This is a genomic window from Ruegeria sp. SCP10 (genome assembly GCF_040329495.1).
In the GTDB taxonomy this organism is placed as follows: Bacteria; Pseudomonadota; Alphaproteobacteria; order Rhodobacterales; family Rhodobacteraceae; genus Ruegeria.
Window position 1 is genome coordinate 245,028 of the sequence record NZ_JBDZYF010000001.1, and the last position, 12,365, is coordinate 257,392.

Below are 12,365 nucleotides of genomic sequence, written 5' to 3' on the forward strand. Positions count from 1 at the left end.
AGCAAAAGGACATCCGTAATGAACCTGTTTTCCGAGATCCGCGGCCTTGTACTGGACGCGCTGGCGCAGATGCAGTCCGAAGGCGCGTTGCCCGAGGGGCTGAGCTTTGACAACGTGGCGGTCGAGCCTCCGCGCGATGCGGCGCATGGCGACATGGCGACCAATGCGGCGATGGTGCTGGCGAAACCGGCGAAGATGAAGCCGCGTGACATTGCGGATGTGCTGGCCAGGAAATTGGCCGAGGACGCGCGGATCACCAGTGCCGAGGTGGCCGGGCCGGGTTTTCTGAACCTGCGGCTTGCGCCGACCGTCTGGCAGGGCGTTCTGGCGGCTGTGTTGGAGCAGGGCACTGATTATGGCCGTTCGACCATGGGGCAGGGGCAGAAGGTCAACGTGGAATATGTCTCGGCCAACCCGACCGGTCCGTTGCATGTGGGCCATACGCGGGGCGCGGTGTTCGGGGATGCTCTGGCGAGCTTGCTGGACTATTCCGGCCATGATGTGACGCGCGAATACTATATCAACGATGGCGGAGCGCAGGTGGACGTGCTGGCTCGGTCCGCCTACGAGCGGTATCGCGAAGCCAACGGTCTGAGCCCCGAGATTGCTGAGGGCCTCTATCCCGGTGATTACCTGATCCCGATCGGCGAAGCGCTGAAAGAGAAATACGGCGACAGCCTGATCGACAAGCCAGAGGCCGAGTGGCTGGAAGAGCTGCGGGAATTCTCGACCGACGCGATGATGGACCTGATCCGCGCTGACCTGAAGGCGCTGGGCGTTGAGATGGACGTATTCTTCTCGGAGAAATCCCTCTATGGCACGGGCCGGATTGAGGCCGCGCTGCAGTCGCTGACCGACAAGGGCCTGATCTATGAGGGCGTACTGGAGCCACCCAAAGGCAAGAAGCCTGAGGATTGGGAACCGCGCGAGCAGACGCTGTTCAAGTCAACCGAACATGGCGATGACGTCGACCGCCCGGTCAAGAAATCGGACGGTGCCTGGACCTATTTCGCCCCGGATATCGCCTATCATTATGACAAGGTGAGCCGTGGTTTCGACGCGCTGATCGACGTGTTTGGCGCGGACCATGGTGGCTATGTCAAGCGGATGAAAGCAGCCGTCTCGGCGCTGTCTGACGGCAAAGTGCCGCTGGACATCAAGCTGACCCAGCTGGTGAAGCTGTGGAAAAATGGCGAGCCGTTCAAGATGTCCAAGCGGGCCGGGAACTTTGTTACCCTGCGCGATGTGGTCGATCAGGTTGGCCCTGATGTGACCCGGTTCGTGATGCTGACCCGCAAGAACGACGCGCCGCTGGATTTCGATTTCGACAAGGTATTGGAACAAAGCCGCGAGAACCCCGTGTTCTACGTGCAATACGCCCATGCCCGCGTCATGAGCGTGCTGCGCCGCGCCGCCGAGGCCGAGATTGCCGCCGATGATGCGACCCTTGTGGGCGCGGATCTGGGCAAGATCGACCATGCCTCAGAGCTGGTTGTTGCCAGGAAACTGGCGGAATGGCCACGGCTGGTCGAGATTGCTGCGCGGACCAATGAACCGCACCGGGTTGCCTTCTATCTCTATGAATTGGCTGGGGATTTCCACGCGTTGTGGAATAAGGGCAATGACGAAACCCAGCTGCGTTTCATTCAGGATGGCGATGTTGCCACAAGCCAGTCGAAAATCGCACTAGCGCGCGCCGTTTCTGTTGTGATTTCAGCAGGCTTGGGTATTCTTGGCGTTACTCCGGCGCAGGAGATGCGGTAACCAATACCGCCCGAACCGCCGGTCTGAGGCAGACAAGAAATGACCCGCGCGCTTTGATTTCAGGCGCAATCGGGCGGTGAGGCAACATGGCGAGTTACGATTACTCGGGGCATCACGACCCCGAGCATATGCATTATCCGAATCAATCACAGGCTCAGGATGTGTATCCCGAGGATGAACCACGCGGTGCGTTTGGGCTCGCGCGGATGGTGAATGTTCTGGGGGCGGTGGCCTCTTTGGCGTTGGTTGCCGGTGTTGGTGTCTGGAGCTACAAGCTAGTGATGCGCGACGTCAGCGGTGTACCGGTCGTGCGTGCCGCCGAAGGTCCGATGCGTATTCAGCCTGAAAACCCCGGCGGGCAACCCGCTGATCATCAGGGGCTTGCGGTGAACGCCGTGGCCGCCGAAGGTACGGCTGCGGCCCCTGCGGATCGTCTGATCCTTGCACCGCGTCCAGTGTCGTTGACGGATGAAGACCTGCCAGCGGGCGAATTGCAGCCCACTCCGGCGTTGCATGTGGTGGAAGAACCGATCTCAAACCAGGAGGCTGCGGCGCTGCGGCAAAACGCGGTTGATGCTCTGGTGGCGGAACTGGCAGGCGAGGCGGCGCGTGCCGATCAAGAGGCCGCATCAGGTGTGCAGGTTGCATCCCTGGCCGCGCCCGAGGAAGAACCCGCCATCGACCCGGCCGATCTGGCCGCTGCATTGCCGGACCCGGCGATTGCGGAACTGCCCGGTGTGCGCCGGTCATTGCGCCCGCATACGCGCCCGGCGCGCCGCGCGCCTGCTGTCGATACCTCCGAGGCGTCGATCAATGCTGCGGTAAAGGCGGCTGTTGGATTGGATATCGACCCCGACACACTCAGCAAAGGAACCCGGCTGGCCCAGCTGGGTGCCTTTGAAAGCCCGGATGTGGCAAAGGCCGAATGGGTGCGTCTGAGCGACCAATTCGGTGAGTATATGGATGGAAAACAGCGTGTTATCCAGAAAACCTCAAGCGGAGGACGCACCTTCTATCGACTACGCGTGCTGGGGTTCGAGGATCTGAGCGATTCTCGTCAGTTCTGTGCCGCACTCGTTGCACAAGGTGCTGACTGCATCCCGGTCGCCGTCCGGTGACATTTGGCGCTGCGATCACCGATGCTGAGGGCCTGCGGTTAACCGACAACGAACGGGCCCTGTTCCGCGAGATGAACCCGTTTGGGTTCATCCTGTTTGCCCGTAACATCGACAGCGCCGATCAGGTCCGGGCTTTATGCGATGATTTCCGCGAGGCGGTCGGACGTAATTGCCCGATCACCATCGATCAGGAAGGTGGACGCGTTCAGCGTCTGCGCGCGCCTCTGGCCCGCGAGTGGATGCCTCCGCTGGATCACGCAGAGCGGGCCGGAGAACAGGCTGAACGGGCCATGTATTTGCGCTATCGCCTGATCGCGCATGAGCTGTTCGAGCTCGGGATCGATAGCAACTGCGCACCGACACTGGATCTGGCTCGGGCCGAAACTCATGCGTTTTTGCGGAACCGGTGCTATGGAGATGACGTGGACACCATCGGAAAGATCGGACGCGCCGTGGCGCAGGCGCATCTGGTTGGCGGTGTACTGCCCGTGGTCAAACATATGCCGGGTCATGGACGGGCGACACTAGATACCCATTTTGACCTACCTCTGGTCAATCTGCCTTTGGAAGCGCTGCAAGATACTGATTTCGCACCGTTTCGTGCGTTGAACGATCTGCCGATGGGCATGACGGCGCATCTAGTGTTCGGGCAGATTGACCCACTCCCGGCGACCATCTCGCCCGAAATGATGACGGTGATCCGAGACGTCATAGGTTTTGACGGTCTGATCATGACCGACGATATCTCGATGAAGGCGCTGAGCGGTTCTGCGGCCGAGCTGTCGCGTCAGGCGATTGAGGCCGGGTGCGACGTGGTTCTGCACTGCAATGCCAACTTGGCCGAACGCGCCGAGGTGCTTAAGGCCGCCGGTCAGATGACCGATCTTGCTCAGGCCCGCGCCGAACGGGCCTTGGCGATGCGCAAACCCCCGCAGGAACTTGACATCGAGGCCACCGAAGCGGAACTATCTGCCCTAATGGGCGGGCAGGTATATGAACGATAACCTTTTCAGCGAAGACCCGGTCTCGGTCGCCGATCGGCTGGCCGCCGAGGCGTTGATCGTTGATGTCGACGGGTTTGAGGGCCCGCTGGATGTGCTGCTAACTCTGTCGCGCACCCAGAAGGTCGACCTGCGGAAAATCTCGGTTCTGGCACTGGCGCAGCAATATCTTGCCTTCGTGGAAAAGGCCCGCGCGCTGCGGATCGAACTTGCGGCGGATTATCTGGTCATGGCCGCATGGTTGGCCTTCCTGAAATCCCGCTTGTTGCTGCCACCGGACCCGGATGACGAAGGCCCCTCGGGCGAAGAACTGGCTGCGCATCTGGCGTTCCAGCTGGAACGCTTGCAAGCCATGCGAGACGCTGCTGCACGTCTGATGGCACGAGACCAATTGGGGCGCGATTTTTTCAAGCGCGGGCAGGGCGAGGATGTCACCCGCATCCGTACGGTGACCTATTCCGCGACGCTGCTGGATCTGATGCAGGGCTATGCACGTATCCGCACACGCGATGAGTTCCGGCCCTTTGTGATGGACCGTGATGCGGTGTTCACCATGGAACAGGCGCTGGAACGGATGCGCCCACTGATCGGGTTTGCCGGGACCTGGACCGATATGGAGACCTACCTGCCGGACGGATGGGAGGCTGATCCAGTTCGCCGCCGCTCAGCCACGGCGGCGACCTTTGCGGCCTCGCTGGAGTTGGTGAAAGAAGGACATATGGAGATGAAGCAAAGCGAGACCTTTGCTCCGATCCAATTGCGCAAGAGGACCGAAACACGTGACTGACACCCCCGAAGAGACCGGCACCCTGTTTGAAGCGCCCCCGTTGGCCGAGCAGGAACGCATGGTCGAAGCGGTGCTGTTCGCCAGCGCTGCGCCAGTGACGGTTGCCGATCTTGAGGCGCGGATGCCTCATGGCAGCGACGCGGCGCAGGCGGTTGAACTGCTTCAGAAACGGTACGAAGGGCGCGGCGTGCGCGTGATCAAGGTGGGTGAGGCCTGGGCGATCCGCACGGCCCCTGACCTCGGATTTTTGATGCAGAAGGAAACGGTTGAAACCCGCAAGCTGAGCCGCGCAGCGATCGAGACGCTGGCCATTGTGGCCTATCACCAGCCCTGTACCCGGGCTGAGATCGAAGAGATTCGCGGGGTTTCTGTGTCACGCGGGACGATTGATCAACTGCTGGAAATGGAGTGGATTCGTCTGGGCCGTCGACGTATGACACCGGGTCGTCCAGTAACCTTTGTGGTGACCCCAGAGTTTCTGGATCATTTCGGGTTGGAAAACGCCCGCGATCTGCCGGGCCTCAAGGAATTGCGCGCCGCCGGGCTGCTGGAAAACCGCCCGCCACCGGGTGCCATGCCGTTGGGCGAGGGGCAGGACGAGGCAGAAGACGAGGATCAAACCGAGCTGTTCGAGGAAGAGTGATCAGCTGGCCCTTTTGTTGCCGCAGATGAACGCTATCTTGAGGCATAGGAAACGGAGTTGAGCAATGAATGCCAATCGGATCATCGACATGATCGTGCGACAGGTCATGCGCCGCCTAGTGAACAAGGGGATCGACAAGGGCATTGATATGGCCAGCCGTCGGGGTGGGAATCCGGATCAGGCACCCTCGGACGCGGGTACGCAGAAGAAAACCAGCGCGCCGCGTCACGGGCAAAACCTAAGACAAGCGCATCGGGTAACACGCCAGATGCGCCGGTTCATGAAGTTCTGAAGCTTAATCTACAGCCTTGAAATGCTTGGACAGTTTCAGGCCTTGTCCCTGATAGTTCGACGCGATGCCAGCGCCGTATAGCTGCGTGGGCATCTCGGCCATTTTCTCATAGACCAATCGCCCGACGACCTGCCCGTGTTCCAGCACGAAAGGTGCCTCGTGGCAGCGAACCTCAAGCACACCGCGTGATCCGGCACCGCCAGCCTCGGCATGGCCGAAACCGGGATCGAAGAAGCCTGCATAGTGCACACGGAACTCTCCGACCATGGCCAGATAAGGGGCCATCTCGGCGGCGTACATTGGTGGGATATGCACCGCTTCGCGGCTGACAAGGATGTAAAAGGCACCGGGATCCAGAATGATGCGCCCATCCTTTGTGCGCACCTCTTCCCAGTATTCCTGCGGGTCGTATTCGCCGATCCGGTCCAGATCGATAACGCCCGTATGCGGCTTGGCACGATAGCCGACCAGATCAGTATCCGGCAGTTGCAGATCGACCGAAAAACCCAGCCCATCTTGGATGACAGCAGGGCCATCGACCAGTGGCGAGTCTGCATGCAGATCGTTCAGTTCGGCGTCGGTTAGAACCGCCTGACCCTGACGAAACCGGATCTGGTTCAGACGCATGCCTGGACGGACCAGAACCGAGAAGGAGCGGGGGCAAATCTCGGCATAAAGTGGCCCGGTATAACCTGCCGGAATACGGTCAAACTCGGTCCCGCCATCGGTGATGGTGCGGGTTAGCAGGTCCAGCCGCCCGGTCGAGCTTTTGGCATTGGCCACGGCGCTGGTATGGCCGGGCAAGTCCAGTGCTTCCATCAGCGGCACGAGATAGACACAGCCTTTTTCCAGAACGGCCCCATCGGTGATATCGATCCGGTGCATCTCGAACTCGGTCAGACGGTCAGCGACGGATCGGGTTTCACCGGCCAAAAAGGATGCGCGAACCCGGTAAGCCACTGTTCCCAAACGTAGATCAAGGCTGGCTGGCTGCACCTGAGCAGGGATGACATCGGGTGTGGCGGTGATCTCACCGCGCGCGATCATCGCTTCGATCTGCTGGTTTGGGCATACACCTGTCATTCCGATCCCCCCTGATGCCAGAGCGGGATCTGGCCAATGTGCCACAAACGTCGGTGTGATATGGTCGGGCTAGCAGGACTCGAACCTGCGACCTTCCGTCCCCCAGACGGACGCGCTACCAGGCTGCGCCATAGCCCGACGTTGGAGTGTTCATAAAGAAATTCCCGGCAGGGGCAAGAGGAAAACAATGCCTTTTTCCTATCCCGCCGTCTTGGCTTCGACCCGGTCCAGCCAGTTGCGCAGGTCCCGTGCAATGGGTTCGATTTTGTTCAGAAGATCGGCGTCGAACTCGGTACGATTCCAGACCAATGACGTCAGGCCACCTGTCAGAGGTGCCGTGTCAAGCACGGGCTCTTGCGGCGCCGGATCAGCCACTGGCTCTGTTTCTGCGTCTGCTTGAGCCGCGACAGGTGCGTCGAGGTTCATGTCGATCTGTTCCGATGCAGGCGCAGGCGAGAAGGGGACAACGGTGTCTTCACCAGCTTGGGGCGCTGCCACGGGTGTGTCATCCAACCCATGGGACAGCCCAATGACATGGGCAACGCCGCGTTCGCGCAAAATCCGCTGAACGCCTTTGATCGTCACACCATCTTCATGCAGCAGCTTTTTGATGCCGCCCAGCAGCAGCATATCGTTCGGGCGATAATATCGCCGCCCTCCAGCGCGTTTGACGGGTTTGACTTGGGTAAACCGGCTTTCCCAGAATCGCAGAACATGGGCCTGTACACCGAGCCAATCCGCAACTTCAGAGATCGTGCGAAATGCGTCGGGGGATTTGCTCATGTCCGCAGAGCTCCGGCGTTACTTGCGATTCCCGGCGGCGACGCGATCTTTCATCAGATGCGACGGGCGGAAGGTCAGAACGCGGCGGGGTTGAATAGGAACCTCTTCGCCGGTTTTGGGGTTGCGACCGATACGGGCGGTTTTGTCCCGAACGCTGAAGGTACCAAAAGACGAAATCTTGACCTGTTCGCCACGCACAAGCGCATCGGACATGTGGTTCAGAACGCTTTCGACCAGCTGCGCGCTTTCATTGCGTGACAGGCCAACCTCGCGAAAGACGGCCTCGCTCAGATCCATTCGGGTCAGTGTTTTGTCGCCCATGTTTTTTCCCCTGTTGCTACCAAACCATAGGGTCAGGGCAAATTCACTGTCAATATCAATGAATTGCGCGCGGCTGTGTAAGCTGGAATGCGCTTGTTACCAGCGCAAAAGGACTGATCCCCAGGCCAAACCGCCACCGATCGCCTCGGTCACCAGCAAATCGCCCGGTTTGAACTGCCCGCGCTGCTTGGCCACGGACATGGCCAAGGGAATCGAGGCCGCCGAAGTGTTGCCGTGATCTTGTAGGGTGACAACAACGTGATCCATAGGCACACCCAGTTTCTTGGCGGTGCCCTGAATGATGCGGATATTGGCCTGATGCGGTACGATCCAGTCTACATCCTCATGCTTCAGCCCAACTTTTTCCAAACAGGTTTCGGCGGTTGAGGTCAAACGCTCAACCGCTTGTCGGAACAATTGGTTGCCCTTCATTCGCAGATAGCCGGTGGTCTGGGTCGACACCCCGCCATCGACATAGAGCAGATCCTTGTAGCGCCCATCCGAGTTCAGATCGGTGGCCAGAATCCCGCGATCGTCGGAGGTGCCATTGCCGTCCTGCCGTTCCAGGATCAAGGCACCTGCGCCGTCTCCGAACAGCACACAGGTCGACCGATCCGACCAGTCCATGATTCGAGAGAATGTCTCGGCCCCGATCACTAGAACGCGTTTGGCCTGATCAGACAGGATCAGCGCATTGGCATTGGTCATCGCATAGACGAACCCCGCACAGACCGCCTGTACGTCAAAGGCAAACCCTCTCGTCATGCCCAAGCGAGACTGCACCATCGTCGCAGCGGAAGGGAAGGTCAGATCCGCGGTTGAGGTTGCAAGCACGATGGCATCGATATCATCTACGGATAGCCCCGCATCGGCCAAGGCGGCCTCGGCGGCTTTGGTGGCCATATCCGAGGTTGTTTCCCCTTCGGCTGCAAAGTGGCGGCGTTCGATACCGGAGCGCGTTCGGATCCATTCGTCCGACGTATCCAGAGTTCGTTCGAACTCGGAATTCGGGACGATACGTTCGGGCAAATAGTGCCCCACACCTACAACGACTGAACGGCCTGCCATTCTTGGGTACTGCCTTCTTTGTTATTCTTCCGCCTGCGGCGCGGCATGCGCGGCATCTTGTGCAAGCTGGGCTGTTGATGCAACCCGTGCGGCCAATTTTTCGGCAAATCCGGACTCGGCCAGTGTAAAGGCCAGCTTGACGGCCGCCGAAACACCGGTTGCGTCCGCACCGCCATGCGATTTCACGACTGTGCCGTTCAGGCCAAGGAATACCCCGCCGTTAACTTGTCGAGGATCGATGCGTTTCTTCAGACGCCGCAACGAAGTAATTGCCAAAACCGATGCAAGACGTGAAAGAGGCGTATACTTGAACGCCTGCCGCAGCAGATCGCCGATCAGGCTGGCGGTGCCTTCACCTGTCTTGATGGCGACGTTGCCAGTGAACCCGTCTGTTATGATCACATCTGCCTTATCACCGGGAATATCGCTGCCTTCGACAAAGCCCACAAAATCGAAGTTTGCGGGATCGGCAAAGTCGGCGATCAAGGCATGCGCCTCTTTCAACTCGGCCCGGCCTTTGTGTTCCTCGGTGCCGACGTTCAGCAGGCCGATCCGGGGGCGATTCAGCGCCATACCGTTGCGGGCGTAAGAGGCCCCCATCAGCGCATATTGCAGCAGGTCCTTGGCATCGGCCCGGACATCGGCGCCCACATCCAGCATCACGTTGAAGCCCTGGGGATTGCGCGAAGGCCAAAGGATCGCAATCGCCGGACGGTTGACCCCCGGCAATTTGCGCAGGCGCATCATCGACAGCGCCATCAGGGCACCGGTGTTGCCGCACGAAACCGCCCCGTGTGCTTCACCCTGGCGCACGGCTTCCAGTGTCGACCACATCGACGTCTGCTTGCCGTTGCGAACAACCTGGCTGGGCTTATCTTCCATCGTGACCACGTCGGTGCAATCACGAAAATCGACGCGCCCATCCAGGACGCGCCGTTTCGCTACGAGCTTGCGTAGCGTGTCTTCGGGACCATGCAGCAGAAACCCGATATTGGGGTTCTTCTTCGCTGATCGCGCAAGGCCTGCAACAACAACTGCGGGACCTGCGTCCCCACCCATAGCGTCAACCGAGATGGTGATCCGTTCGGCGTGCGTGGGCTGTTCAGTCATTCCTGGGCCAGCGTTCAATCAGGCTTAGGCTGCTTCGTCGTCCAGGTCGATTTCGTCGGCCTGTGCGATCACCTCACGGTCATCATAATGGCCACATGCGCCACAGACGTGGTGAGGGCGACGCAGTTCGCCACAGTTCGGGCATTCGTTCGGGTTTGCAGCAACCAGAGCGTCGTGTGCGCGGCGGTTGTTGCGACGCGACTTGGAAACTTTGTTCTGTTGGACGGCCATGGTCTCAACCTTTGTCTGACTGTGGGCCAGCAGATTCGCTGCCGACCGGGTTTCGTATTTCATTTTATCGTGGTTTGACGCGCGTTTAGGGTACATGCCCCACGTTGTCCAACCTAAAATCCGATGAGCGCGCGAAAATACTGCGATTCTCGTCATGATCAAGCGATTTTTCTGACCGCCTGCTATGACAGGAAATCAAGGCTCTGTCACTCGTCTTTTTTCAGCGCATCCCGCAGTTCGGCCAACCCAGCAAAGGGTTTGGCATCTTCATCTGTCATCGCCTGTTTGCCGGGTTCTGTATAGTCAGCCTGACCCAGCTCGGCCCCGTCCTTGCGGGGATATTGAGGCAGGGCCAGCGACAGCGCTTCGATCATCACGATCTCGGGGTCGATCTCGGCCCCAAGCGGCTCAGTCTCGTCGCCTTCCGGGATTTCGTATTCCGGTTCGTCCGGATCGGACCAATCGGCCACATACAGGCGTGAAACAGGCATATCGATCCGGGTTGTCACCGGTTCCAGCGTCACGACACAGCGCTGGATCACCGTTGCACCCAATGTGCCGGTCAGGACCCAGTCGCGCCTACCATCGGCGCGCACTTGCCCAACAAAGCTAAGTTTGCGCAACCCAAGCAGGCCCAAATCCTGTTTGATTGCCTCAAGCGCGTCCTTTTCCGGGCGCAGCTCAAACGAGGTTGGGGTGTTTTGTGGCAGGTCGGCCACCCGCAGGGATGTAAAGTTCCCCATGTCCTGAGCCTTTCTATGTGTTGAACCGTGGCTGCGGTTTCTGTAATCGGATAGAAGCCGCAAGAGGCCAAGGCAAGAGGGTGAACAAGTTGATGGTTGGAATCAGGTCGAAATCGGCGATGCGAATGGTTGCGTTCCTTGCTTGCCTTACTGCGATTACCGCCTGTACGCCGATTTTCAGGAATCACGGTTATGTGCCGCCTGCGGATGAACTGGCCGAGATCAAGGTCGGCACCGACACGCGCGATAGCGTAACCGAGGCCATCGGCGCACCTGGCATTTCCGGTGTTGTGAATGATTCTGGCTTTTATTATGTGCGCTCACGCGTGCGCCATTACGGCCCCAAACGGCCCGAGGTCGTTTCGCGAGAGCTGGTTGCGATCAGCTTTGATCAGCGCGGGGTGGTCCGGAATATCGAAAGATTCGGGCTTGAAGACGGGCTTGTGATCCCGCTGGAACGCCGTGTGACCGAATCCAGCGTCGGCGACACAGGTTTCCTGCGTCAGCTGCTGGGCAATATCGGCAACTTCAACCCGGCGAACATTCCGGGCGCGTCCGAATAACATAGCTGACCGTCTTGTTTGCTTCACATGGCGGTCACATCTTCTGTGGTAACGGGAGCGTAACTCAGAAATCCGGTCCGCAAGCGCGGAGGAAGCGACCATGACCAAGGCCGTCTTGTTAAGCAAGGGACGCTATCAGGCGCGACTGGCGCAAAGTGCCGATGATCTGGAGGCAGCGCAGCGCCTGAGAACCCTGGCCTTTGGAACGGATCAGATCGATACGGACGCGTTTGATGCCGGCTGCGCCCATGTTCTGGTCGAGGATTTGCGGGCCGATGGGCAGTTGGTTTGCTGTTTTCGGATGCTGACCATGGCAAATGGTGCGGATATCGGGCGCAGCTATTCTGCCCAGTACTATGATCTCTCCAGTCTCGAAGATTTCGATGGCCGCATGGTCGAGATGGGGCGATTCTGTATCCATCCGGACTGGACTGATCCGGATATACTGCGCGTCGCGTGGGGTGCCATGACCGCCTTTGTTGACCAGAACCGGATCGAAATGTTGTTTGGCTGTTCCTCATTCGCTGGAACCGAGACCGCGCATTATCTCGATGCGTTTGCGATGCTGAAGCATCGCCATCTGGCCCCAAAACGGTGGTTGCCACGGGTCAAGGCGCCGGATGTCTTCCGCTTTGCTGCCCGGTTGCGGCGAAGACCGGATGCGAAAAAGGCGATGCTGAGGATGCCGCCCTTGTTGCGCACTTACCTGATGATGGGCGGCTGGGTCAGTGACCATGCTGTGGTCGACCGACATATGAACACGTTGCATGTGTTCACCGGGCTGGAGATTGGGTCGATTCCTCCAGCGCGGAAACGTCTGCTGCGGGCGGTGGCCGGGTAAGTCGCGTATTTCCGAAA

15 protein-coding genes and 1 tRNA gene are annotated in these 12,365 nt (G+C 59.4%); 8 read left to right on the forward strand and 8 right to left on the reverse strand.

Annotation, left to right across the window (positions count from 1 at the left end; genetic code table 11):
• Positions 1-18: 18 nt before the first annotated feature.
• The 6 genes from argS (at position 19) to ABLN87_RS01320 (ending at position 5,605) form a co-directional block, all read left to right on the forward strand.
• Positions 19-1,764, forward strand: coding sequence for an arginine--tRNA ligase (gene argS, locus ABLN87_RS01295; RefSeq protein WP_353006707.1), 1,746 nt, complete (start codon positions 19-21; stop codon positions 1,762-1,764).
• Between the two features lie 86 nt (positions 1,765-1,850).
• A complete protein-coding gene (locus tag ABLN87_RS01300; protein WP_353006710.1) occupies positions 1,851-2,882 on the forward strand; it encodes an SPOR domain-containing protein in 1,032 nt (343 codons plus the stop codon).
• Positions 2,879-3,886 (forward strand): beta-N-acetylhexosaminidase, encoded by a 1,008-nt coding sequence (nagZ, locus tag ABLN87_RS01305; protein ID WP_353006713.1) that lies wholly within the window; start codon positions 2,879-2,881, stop codon positions 3,884-3,886. Before ABLN87_RS01300 ends, nagZ begins: the two co-directional genes overlap by 4 nt.
• Complete coding sequence (locus tag ABLN87_RS01310; protein WP_353006715.1) at positions 3,876-4,670, forward strand: segregation and condensation protein A; 795 nt, start codon at positions 3,876-3,878, stop codon at positions 4,668-4,670. Before nagZ ends, ABLN87_RS01310 begins: the two co-directional genes overlap by 11 nt.
• On the forward strand, positions 4,663-5,313 hold the full coding sequence (gene scpB, locus ABLN87_RS01315; RefSeq protein ID WP_353006717.1) for an SMC-Scp complex subunit ScpB: 651 nt from the start codon (positions 4,663-4,665) through the stop codon (positions 5,311-5,313). Before ABLN87_RS01310 ends, scpB begins: the two co-directional genes overlap by 8 nt.
• Positions 5,314-5,377: 64 nt before the next feature.
• The gene (locus tag ABLN87_RS01320; protein ID WP_170530508.1) at positions 5,378-5,605 is read left to right on the forward strand and encodes a hypothetical protein; all 228 of its coding nucleotides are present in this window, start codon (positions 5,378-5,380) and stop codon (positions 5,603-5,605) included.
• A 3-nt stretch (positions 5,606-5,608) separates the two neighbouring features.
• Here the strand turns inward: ABLN87_RS01320 and ABLN87_RS01325 are convergent, their stop codons facing one another.
• From ABLN87_RS01325 to ABLN87_RS01360, 8 genes are all read right to left on the reverse strand, one after another.
• Positions 5,609-6,688 carry a 2'-deoxycytidine 5'-triphosphate deaminase gene (locus ABLN87_RS01325; protein WP_353006720.1) on the reverse strand — a complete coding sequence of 360 codons (1,080 nt, stop codon included), beginning with the start codon at positions 6,686-6,688 and terminating at the stop codon, positions 5,609-5,611.
• A 61-nt stretch (positions 6,689-6,749) separates the two neighbouring features.
• Positions 6,750-6,826, reverse strand: a tRNA-Pro gene (locus ABLN87_RS01330).
• 60 nt (positions 6,827-6,886) lie between these two features.
• Positions 6,887-7,471: a MerR family transcriptional regulator gene (locus ABLN87_RS01335; RefSeq protein WP_353006722.1), complete on the reverse strand. Its 585-nt coding sequence runs from the start codon at positions 7,469-7,471 to the stop codon at positions 6,887-6,889.
• 18 nt (positions 7,472-7,489) lie between these two features.
• A complete protein-coding gene (gene ihfA, locus ABLN87_RS01340) occupies positions 7,490-7,792 on the reverse strand; it encodes an integration host factor subunit alpha (RefSeq protein WP_008755922.1) in 303 nt (100 codons plus the stop codon).
• Between the two features lie 96 nt (positions 7,793-7,888).
• On the reverse strand, positions 7,889-8,860 hold the full coding sequence (locus ABLN87_RS01345) for a beta-ketoacyl-ACP synthase III (RefSeq protein ID WP_353006724.1): 972 nt from the start codon (positions 8,858-8,860) through the stop codon (positions 7,889-7,891).
• A 21-nt stretch (positions 8,861-8,881) separates the two neighbouring features.
• The gene (plsX, locus tag ABLN87_RS01350; RefSeq protein ID WP_353006727.1) at positions 8,882-9,970 is read right to left on the reverse strand and encodes a phosphate acyltransferase PlsX; all 1,089 of its coding nucleotides are present in this window, start codon (positions 9,968-9,970) and stop codon (positions 8,882-8,884) included.
• 24 nt (positions 9,971-9,994) lie between these two features.
• On the reverse strand, positions 9,995-10,201 hold the full coding sequence (gene rpmF / locus ABLN87_RS01355; RefSeq protein ID WP_170530503.1) for a 50S ribosomal protein L32: 207 nt from the start codon (positions 10,199-10,201) through the stop codon (positions 9,995-9,997).
• 206 nt (positions 10,202-10,407) lie between these two features.
• Complete coding sequence (locus ABLN87_RS01360) at positions 10,408-10,944, reverse strand: YceD family protein (RefSeq protein ID WP_353006728.1); 537 nt, start codon at positions 10,942-10,944, stop codon at positions 10,408-10,410.
• A 125-nt stretch (positions 10,945-11,069) separates the two neighbouring features.
• On the opposite strand from ABLN87_RS01360, the gene ABLN87_RS01365 reads away from it, so the two are divergent.
• The gene (locus ABLN87_RS01365; RefSeq protein ID WP_353006730.1) at positions 11,070-11,507 is read left to right on the forward strand and encodes an outer membrane protein assembly factor BamE; all 438 of its coding nucleotides are present in this window, start codon (positions 11,070-11,072) and stop codon (positions 11,505-11,507) included.
• A 100-nt stretch (positions 11,508-11,607) separates the two neighbouring features.
• Positions 11,608-12,348 carry a GNAT family N-acetyltransferase gene (locus ABLN87_RS01370; RefSeq protein WP_353006733.1) on the forward strand — a complete coding sequence of 247 codons (741 nt, stop codon included), beginning with the start codon at positions 11,608-11,610 and terminating at the stop codon, positions 12,346-12,348.
• The last annotated feature ends 17 nt before the right edge of the window (positions 12,349-12,365 follow it).

Bases quoted from the DNA above. Each gene is read 5' to 3' on its own strand.
- ABLN87_RS01310 (WP_353006715.1), top strand. From the start codon at position 3,876: ATGAACGATAACCTTTTCAGCGAAGACCCGGTCTCGGTCGCCGATCGG.
- ABLN87_RS01370 (WP_353006733.1), top strand. From the start codon at position 11,608: ATGACCAAGGCCGTCTTGTTAAGCAAGGGACGCTATCAGGCGCGACTG.
- plsX (WP_353006727.1), bottom strand. From the start codon at position 9,970: ATGACTGAACAGCCCACGCACGCCGAACGGATCACCATCTCGGTTGAC.
- ABLN87_RS01365 (WP_353006730.1), top strand. From the start codon at position 11,070: ATGGTTGCGTTCCTTGCTTGCCTTACTGCGATTACCGCCTGTACGCCG.
- argS (WP_353006707.1), top strand. From the start codon at position 19: ATGAACCTGTTTTCCGAGATCCGCGGCCTTGTACTGGACGCGCTGGCG.
- ABLN87_RS01325 (WP_353006720.1), bottom strand. From the start codon at position 6,688: ATGACAGGTGTATGCCCAAACCAGCAGATCGAAGCGATGATCGCGCGC.
- ihfA (WP_008755922.1), bottom strand. From the start codon at position 7,792: ATGGGCGACAAAACACTGACCCGAATGGATCTGAGCGAGGCCGTCTTT.
- rpmF (WP_170530503.1), bottom strand. From the start codon at position 10,201: ATGGCCGTCCAACAGAACAAAGTTTCCAAGTCGCGTCGCAACAACCGC.
- ABLN87_RS01360 (WP_353006728.1), bottom strand. From the start codon at position 10,944: ATGGGGAACTTTACATCCCTGCGGGTGGCCGACCTGCCACAAAACACC.
- ABLN87_RS01320 (WP_170530508.1), top strand. From the start codon at position 5,378: ATGAATGCCAATCGGATCATCGACATGATCGTGCGACAGGTCATGCGC.
- ABLN87_RS01335 (WP_353006722.1), bottom strand. From the start codon at position 7,471: ATGAGCAAATCCCCCGACGCATTTCGCACGATCTCTGAAGTTGCGGAT.
- ABLN87_RS01300 (WP_353006710.1), top strand. From the start codon at position 1,851: ATGGCGAGTTACGATTACTCGGGGCATCACGACCCCGAGCATATGCAT.
- ABLN87_RS01345 (WP_353006724.1), bottom strand. From the start codon at position 8,860: ATGGCAGGCCGTTCAGTCGTTGTAGGTGTGGGGCACTATTTGCCCGAA.